Below are 6005 nucleotides of genomic sequence, written 5' to 3'. Positions count from 1 at the left end.
TTGTTGCAACCGAAAGCCGGCAACCGCGCGCTGCTGCGGTCTCGTGGGCTCGCAGATGTGTTGAAGAGCCAGGTCCCTCCACCATGTCCAGATTCCGTACCCGGCTGGTCGCGGTGCTCGCCGCGGTCGCGCTGGCCGTCACGGCCCCGCCCCCGTCCCCGGCCGCCGCGGCCGGCGGTCCCAACCTCGCCCTCGGCCGCACCGCCACGGCCAGCAGCGTCAACGGCCCGTACGCGGCCGGCAACCTCACCGACGGCAACGCCGGCAGCTACTGGGAGAGCGCCGGCGGCACGTTCCCGCAGTGGGCCCAGGTCGACCTCGGTTCCGCCCAGTCGGTCGACCAGGTCGTGCTGAAGCTCCCCACCGGCTGGGAGTCCCGCACCGAGACCCTGTCGGTGCAGGGCAGCACCGACGGCGGCAGTTTCACCACCCTGCTCGCCTCGGCCGGGCGCACCTTCAGCCCGGCCACCGGCAACACGGTCACGCTGAGCTTCCCGGCCGCCAGCGCCCGGCACGTCCGGATCACGGTCACCGCCAACACCGGCTGGGCCGCCGCGCAGCTCGCCGAGCTGGAGGTGTACGGGGCGGCGAACTCGTCGACCAACCTGGCCCTGGGCCGGACCATGGCGGAGAGCAGCCACTCCGACGTCTACGGGGCGGCCAACGCCAACGACGGCAACCCGGCCACCTACTGGGAGAGCGCCAACAACGCCTTCCCGCAGTGGATCCGGGTCGATCTCGGCGCCGCCGTGGCGGTCAACAAGGTGGTGCTCAAGCTGCCCACCGGCTGGCCGGCGCGCACCCAGACGCTGACCGTGCAGGGCAGCACCGACGGGACGACCTTCGGCACGCTCGTCGCCTCCGCCGGGTACGCGTTCAACCCCACCAGCGGCAACACGATCACCGTCACCTTCGGCACGGCCACCACCCGGTACGTGCGGGTGCTGGTCACCGCCAACACCGGCTGGCCCGCCGGCCAGCTCGCCGAGCTGGAGGTCTACGGCCCGGCCACCGGCGACACCCAGCCGCCGAGCGCCCCCGGCAACCTGGCCCTCACCGAGCCCGCCGCCGACCAGGTCCGGCTCACCTGGACGGCGTCCACCGACAACGTCGGCGTCACCGGCTACGACGTCTACGCCAACGGCACGCTGCGCACGAGCGTCGGGGCGTCGACCCTCACGTACACCGACACCCAGCCGGCCGGGGCGACGGTCTCCTACTACGTGCGGGCCCGGGACGCGGCCGGCAATCAGTCGGCCAGCAGCAACACGGTCACCCGCACCGGCAACACCGGGGACACCACCGCGCCGACCGCGCCGGGCAACCTGGCGTACACCCAGCCGGCGGCCGGGCAGATCCGGCTGGCCTGGACGGCGTCGACCGACAACGTCGGCGTGACCGGCTACGACGTGTACGCCAACAACGCGCTGCGCGGCAGCGTCAGCGGCTCGACCCTGTCGTACACCGACAGCCAGCCGGACAGCGCCACCGTCTCGTACTTCGTCCGGGCCCGGGACGCCGCCGGCAACGTCTCGGCGACCTCCAACACGGTCACCCGGACCGGCAGCACCCCGGGCGGCAGCAACCTTGCCGTCGGCAAGCCGATCACCGCCTCCTCGGTGGTGCACGTGTTCACCGCGACGAACGCCAACGACAACGACGTGACGACCTACTGGGAGGGCGCGCCGGGGGCGTACCCGAGCACGCTGACCGTCGCGCTCGGTGCCAACGCCAGCATCAGCGCCGTCATGGTCAAGCTCAACCCGGACCCGGTCTGGGGGCCCCGCACGCAGACCTTCCAGGTGCTCGGGCGGGAGCAGTCGGCCGCCGGGTTCACCACCGTGGTCGGCTCGGCGACGTACTCGTTCAGCCCGACCAGCAGCAACACGGTGACCATCCCGGTGAGTGCCACCGCGGCGGACGTGCGGCTCCAGTTCACCGCCAACTCGGGGTCGTCCAACGGCCAGGTCGCCGAGTTCCAGGTGATCGGCACCCCGGCGCCGAACCCGGACCTCACCGTCACCGCGCTGTCCGCGGCGCCGTCGGCGCCGGTGGAGACCGACGCGGTCACCCTCTCGGCCACCGTCCGCAACGCCGGCACCGCGCCGGCGGCCGCCTCCGCGGTCACCTTCCTCCTGGGTACGACAAAGGTCGGCACCGCGGCCGTCGGGGCGCTCGCGGCCGGGGCGTCGGCGAACGTGTCGTTGAACATCGGCGCGCGCAACGCCGGCACCTACGAGGTGACCGCCACCGCCGACGAGGCGAACACGGTCATCGAGCAGAACGAGTCGAACAACAGCCGCACCTCCTCGCTGACGGTCAGCGCGGTGCCGAGCTCCGACCTGGTCGCCGGGGCGGTGAGCTGGTCACCCGGCACGCCGAGCGCCGGCGCCACGGTCAGCTTCTCGGTGTCGATCCGCAACCAGGGCACGGTGGCCTCGGCCGGCGGGGCGCACGGCATCACCCTCACCCTGCTGGGCGACACCGGCACGGTGGTGCGCACCCTGACCGGCTCGTACACCGGCACGCTGGCGGCCGGGGCGACCAGCCCGCCGGTCAACCTGGGCAGTTGGACGGCGGCCAACGGGAAGTACACGGTGCGGGTGGCACTCGCCGCCGACGCCAACGAGCTGCCGGTCAAGCAGCAGAACAACACCAGCGACCGGGCGCTCTTCGTCGGGCGGGGCGCGAACGTCCCGTACGACATGTACGAGGCCGAGGAGGGCCGGGTCGGTGGCGGCGCGCAGGTGATCGGGCCGAACCGGACCATCGGCGACCTGGCCGGCGAGGCGTCCGGCCGCCGGGCGGTCACCCTGAACACCACCGGCGCGTACGTCGAGTGGACCACCCGGGCGGCCACCAACAGCCTGGTCACCCGCTTCTCCATCCCGGACGCCCCGGGCGGCGGCGGGATCGACTCGACGTTGAACATCTACGTCAACGGTGTGCTGCACAAGCCGATCAACCTGACCTCGAAGCACATCTGGCTCTACGGGGCCGAGGCGGGCCCGAGCGACTCGCCGGGCGCCGGCGCGCCCCGCCACCTGTACGACGAGGCCAACGTGATGCTGAACTCGACCGTTCCGGCCGGTGCCACGATCCGGCTCCAGAAGGACCCGGCCAACAGCACCACGTACGCGATCGACTTCGTCAACACCGAGCTGGTGTCACCGCGGGCCAACCCGGACCCGGCCCGCTACCGGGTGCCGACCGGCTTCAGCCACGCCGACGTGCAGAACGCGCTGGACGCCGTCCGGATGGACACGACCGGCAACCTGGTCGGCGTCTACCTGCCGCCGGGCACCTACGACACCGCACAGAAGTTCCAGGTGTACGGCAAGCCGGTCCGGGTGGTCGGCGCGGGCATGTGGTACACCCGCTTCCAGACACCCACCAACCAGCAGAACACCGACGCCGGCTTCCGGGTGGAGTCCTCGGCGAGCGGGTCGACCTTCGCCCACCTGGCGTTCTTCGGCAACTACACCAACCGGATCGACGGTCCGGGCAAGGTGTGGGGCGAGCTGAAGGACGTCGACAACATGACGCTCGACAGCGTCTGGGTCGAGCACACGGTGTGCGCGTACTGGGGGGTGAGCGTCAGCGGGCTGACCATCCGGGACAGCCGCTTCCGGGACACCTTCGCCGACGCCGTGAACATGACCAACGGCAGCACGAACAACCTGGTCACCAACTCGGAGGGCCGCTCCAACGGCGACGACGCCTTCGCGCTGTTCTCCGCGACCGACCAGGGCGCCTCGGGCGGCAATCACGGCAACGTGTTCGAGAACCTGACCGCCACGCTCACCTGGCGGGCGGCCGGGGTGGCCGTGTACGGCGGCTACGACAACATCTTCCGCAACCTCTACATCGCCGACATGCTGACGTACTCGGGCATCACCATCAGCTCGCTGGACTTCGGCTACCCGTTCGTCGGGTTCGGCGCCAGCCCGCCCACCCAGTTCCAGAACGTCTCGCTGATCCGGGCGGGCGGGCACTTCTGGGGCCAGCAGACCTTCCCGGCCATGTGGCTCTTCTCGGCCTCGAAGGAGTTCCGCGGCATCCGGGTGTCCGACGTGGACATCGTCGACCCGACGTACTCGGGGATCATGTTCCAGACCAAGTACACCGGTGGCCAACCGGAGAACCCGGTCACCGACACGGTCTTCACGAACGTGTCGATCTCCGGGGCGAAGCGCAGCGGTGACGCCTTCGACGCCAAGTCCGGCTTCGGCATCTGGGTCAACGAGATGCCCGAGCCGGGGCAGGGCCCGGCGGTCGGCTCGGCCACCTTCACCAACCTCCGGCTGACCGACAACTACCAGGACATCAGAAACACGACCAGCACCTTCACCATCAGCAGGAACTGACCCACCGGTCAGCGGCCCGCCGGGAGGACACGTCCTCCCGGCGGGTCCGTTGCGATAGATGGATGCTGCGTGGAGGCCGGACCCGCGCGCACGCGCCCTCCTCTATCCGAGCGTGAGCATCGCCTCGGTGACCTCGCCGACCGCCGCATCGGGGATCGCAGTGGCAGCCTCCTTGAGGACGAGCAGCCGTGCCCCGGGGATCTCGCGCGCGATCGCCTCGCCGTTGCCGACGGGAAAGAACCGGTCGCGGCGGCCGTGGACGACGAGCGTGGGGACCTCGATCTCGGGCAGGCGCTCACGCCAGCGTGGTTTGCAGTCGAGCCTGGAAAACACCATGCCCATCTGGTTGGCCATCTGGACCGGTGGCGCGGTGCCGGGAGTGCGGTCCCAGATGCGCGCAGCGACCGCGCGTGCGGCGACGGGGTCGTCGCCGAGGATTTCCGCGCCGGCGGCGGCGAACTCCGCAACCGCCTCGCGGTCGGTCCAGTCGGGCATCGGACGCGCGAACAGCTGGCTCATCGTCGTCCCGTCATGGTCGGGGAGGTCATCGTCAGGCGGGCCAGGGGCAACCGCGCGAGTGCCGACCAGGGTGAGCGCCGAGAACGCGTCCGGATGGTCGAGCACGGCCACCTGGGCGACCATCCCGCCGACGCCGATCCCCGCGAGGTGCGCAGGCCCCCCGCCGAGCGCGTCAGCAAGGGCCGCCGCGTCGGCGGCCAGGTCGCGCAGGGTGTAGGCGGGCGCCTCCGGATCCGTCGTTGTCGACTCCCCGCAATCGCGCAGGTCGTAGCGCACCACACGGCGCCCGCCAGCGGCGAGGCGCTCGCAGAGCGCGTCGGGCCAGGAGAGCATCGCCGTACCGCCGGCGAGCAGGACGAGTGGCGCGTCGTCGTCACCGAACGACTCAATGCCCAGGACGATCTCATTGGCGTTGGCAGTGGTCATCGGATCACCGGGAGAGATCGTAGGTCGGGTGCGTCGCGGTCGATGTCGAGATCACCCTTCTCTGCACCAGCGTACGCGGCGCTACGCCGGTGAACAGTGGTGTTCCGGCGCCCAGCACGACGGGCGGGAGGCGGACGCTCCCCTCGCGCAGGCCCCGGCGGTCGTCGAGGTCGTCGGAAAACGCCCACGAGTGCAGGGCCTCGCCGCCGGCACCCAGACCGTTGTCCGGGCGGGGGTCGGGCCGGGTGACGAAGCCGTCGAGAGAGACCGAGATGTCAGCGATGATTCGAGTCATGCCAGGGCAGACCCGATCCGCCGACCAAACTCATCGCTCCTGCAGAGGCGTGTGGGGACACGCAATCGGCACGGCTGGGTGCAGGACGGCTGCTTCTGCTGATCCGACCCGCGCCGCTCACACCCCCGAGCAGGCCGCGCCGTCCACCGTGCAGCCCTCCGGCCCGGTGGCCGTCAGGTCCGGGTCCCGCACGTCGAACCGGATGGTGCTCGACCCACCCGGCGGCACCGCCGCGCCGGTGAACGTGACCACCGTCCCGTCCTGCTTCGCCTCCGCGCCGTTGACGGTGCCGACGGTGGCGCCGTCGCCGAGCGTCACGGTCACCGTCCAGCCGGGCCGCGCCGCCGTCCCCGGATTGCTCACCACCACCTCCCCCCGGTAACCGAAGACCCGGTCGG

At 71.3% G+C, this 6005-nt stretch carries 4 protein-coding genes; 1 reads left to right on the top strand and 3 read right to left on the bottom strand.

Features of this window, described 5'->3' with window-relative positions; translation table 11 throughout:
- Window positions 1-83 precede the first annotated feature (83 nt).
- A complete protein-coding gene (locus ACW0Q9_RS28450) occupies window positions 84-4367 on the top strand; it encodes a discoidin domain-containing protein (protein ID WP_456186502.1) in 4284 nt (1427 codons plus the stop codon).
- 102 nt (window positions 4368-4469) lie between these two features.
- Here ACW0Q9_RS28450 and ACW0Q9_RS28445 read toward each other — a convergent pair whose 3' ends face one another.
- The 3 genes from ACW0Q9_RS28445 to ACW0Q9_RS28435 form a co-directional block, all read right to left on the bottom strand.
- Window positions 4470-5312, bottom strand: a complete 843-nt coding sequence (locus tag ACW0Q9_RS28445) for an alpha/beta fold hydrolase (protein WP_456186500.1) — start codon at window positions 5310-5312, stop codon at window positions 4470-4472.
- A 4-nt stretch (window positions 5313-5316) separates the two neighbouring features.
- The gene (locus ACW0Q9_RS28440) at window positions 5317-5607 is read right to left on the bottom strand and encodes a hypothetical protein (RefSeq protein ID WP_456186498.1); all 291 of its coding nucleotides are present in this window, start codon (window positions 5605-5607) and stop codon (window positions 5317-5319) included.
- 117 nt (window positions 5608-5724) lie between these two features.
- A partial coding sequence (locus ACW0Q9_RS28435) for a cellulose binding domain-containing protein (protein WP_456186496.1) occupies window positions 5725-6005 on the bottom strand: 281 nt, incomplete at its 5' end.

The sequence above is a fragment of the Micromonospora sp. I033 genome, from assembly GCF_053890995.1.
This window is presented reverse-complemented; position numbering and strand designations above follow the sequence as displayed.

What these genes read in the sequence shown, in the direction of transcription:
- ACW0Q9_RS28445 (WP_456186500.1), bottom strand. Translation starts at nt 5,312, where the DNA reads ATGACCACTGCCAACGCCAATGAGATCGTCCTGGGCATTGAGTCGTTC.
- ACW0Q9_RS28450 (WP_456186502.1), top strand. Translation starts at nt 84, where the DNA reads ATGTCCAGATTCCGTACCCGGCTGGTCGCGGTGCTCGCCGCGGTCGCG.
- ACW0Q9_RS28440 (WP_456186498.1), bottom strand. Translation starts at nt 5,607, where the DNA reads ATGACTCGAATCATCGCTGACATCTCGGTCTCTCTCGACGGCTTCGTC.